Origin of the sequence: Methylibium sp. T29 (assembly GCF_000576205.1) — a bacterium.
Lineage (GTDB): Bacteria > Pseudomonadota > Gammaproteobacteria > Burkholderiales > Burkholderiaceae_C > Methylibium > Methylibium petroleiphilum.
In genome coordinates this window covers 1-1,504 of the sequence record NZ_AZND01000465.1, presented here as the reverse complement: position 1 = coordinate 1,504, position 1,504 = coordinate 1, and the positions used below count along the sequence as shown (strand labels likewise).

At 73.2% G+C, this 1,504-nt stretch carries 2 protein-coding genes; one reads left to right on the top strand and one right to left on the bottom strand.

Annotation, left to right across the window (positions count from 1 at the left end):
- Nucleotides 1-252: 252 nt before the first annotated feature.
- Nucleotides 253-615, bottom strand: coding sequence for a hypothetical protein (locus x551_RS22065; RefSeq protein WP_036233281.1), 363 nt, complete (start codon nt 613-615; stop codon nt 253-255).
- Nucleotides 616-794: 179 nt separating this feature from the next.
- Here x551_RS22065 and x551_RS22060 point away from each other — a divergent pair, with 179 nt between their 5' ends.
- Entirely contained in the window at nt 795-1,436 is a 642-nt protein-coding gene (locus x551_RS22060) for a thermostable hemolysin (protein ID WP_011830253.1), read from the top strand.
- The last annotated feature ends 68 nt before the right edge of the window (nt 1,437-1,504 follow it).

Sequence of the window (1,504 nt, the reverse complement as noted above, 5' to 3'; positions counted from 1 at the left end):
GCGGCGGGCGGCGCGGCCTGTGCCGCCGTGGTGGCCAGCAGCGCGGAGAGGCAGGGCGGCGGCGCGCCGCCGCCCTGCGGTGTTCGTTCGTGAACTTCGGTTCATCCGATGCTCCAGTGTTGAAGGAATCAACCACGGGAGATCGGCAAGCGGCGACCCGGCGGACGCCGCACGCCGGAGGCGGCCGCGACAGCGGCACGCGCTCAGGCGTCGACGGGCTTCAGGTGAGGGAAGAGAGACCCGCCTTGCCGATCAGGCAAGGGGCGCCCACTGAGGGCGTTCGGGTCGGGCCGGCGCGTGGGCGCCGCCCGCTTCGTCGGCCGAGGCGCGCGGCGCCACGGTCGACAGGTCGGTGGGCAAGCCCTCCCGCAGCGCCGGCAGGCCGGTGCAGTGGCCATGGCAGTGGCCGCAATCGACATCGGGAGAGCCTGCGGCCGGATCGTCCGCGCGATCGTTGTCGACGTCGACCGGGGCGGCCCCGTGCTGCGGGTGTTCGTGATGGCCCAAGTGCCCGGCGTTCCCGCTCGCTTCGTGCTCGCAATAGGACGCCACCGCCGCCCAGCTGAACTGGAGGGGCAGCAGGGCGAGCAGGACGATGGCGAGGAGGCGGCGCACGGGCGGCAGTGTAGCGAGCCCGGCGCCGCACGGAGGCATTGCAGGGTCATCGGCCCGCCCGCGGGCCGGCGTTCGCCGTGACGGATGTGGCAAGCGCCGGTGACCAGGTGTAAGGCTGCCTTCCACATAACGCCGGCTTAAGTTTGCGCCGCGAGCATCCAGGCCTCAAAGGAGTGTTCATGCGCATCGCCCAGTTCGCCGCCGGTCCCCGCTCGCAGGATGTCGAGACCGCCGCCCCGGTGCCCCATTTCGCCTGGCATGGCGTCGGGGACCCCGGACGCGCCCGCGTCGAGGAGTTCATCCGCCGCGTCTACGGCGAGCGCTACGGCGCGCGGGTGCGCCAGTTCGCCCCGGTGCTGGTGAGCCTGCGCGACGGCGCCGATCCCGATGCCCCGGTGCTGGCCGCCGCCGGCTACCGGGTCGCGACGCAGCCGCTGTTCCTCGAACATTACCTGGACGTTCCGATCGAGCATGCCCTGACCGTGGGCGCGGTGCAGCCGCCGCGCGAACGCATCGTCGAAGTGGGCCACCTGGCCGCCGTCCGTGCCGGCGAGGGCAGGCGCCTGATCCTCCGGCTGGCACAGCACCTGGCAGGGCTGCAGGTCGAATGGGTCGTCAGCACCCTGACCGAAGAACTGCGCCACCTGTTCACGCGCATGGGCGTGGTGCCGAGGGCACTCGGGCCGGCCGACCCGGCCCGTCTCGGCGACGCCGCGCACGACTGGGGAAGCTACTACGAGCACCACCCGGTCGTGCTGGCCGGCCACCTGCCGCTCGCCATGCGTCGACTGGCCGAGCGGGCGCGGGGCGCGGACCGATGAATCTCGTGGAAACGCTGGCGTCGGGGCAGCCCGACGCCTGGCCGGCCGCGCGCTTCGAGGCGGCCGTC

Bases quoted from the DNA above. Each gene is read 5' to 3' on its own strand.
- x551_RS22060 (WP_011830253.1), top strand. From the start codon at position 795: ATGCGCATCGCCCAGTTCGCCGCCGGTCCCCGCTCGCAGGATGTCGAG.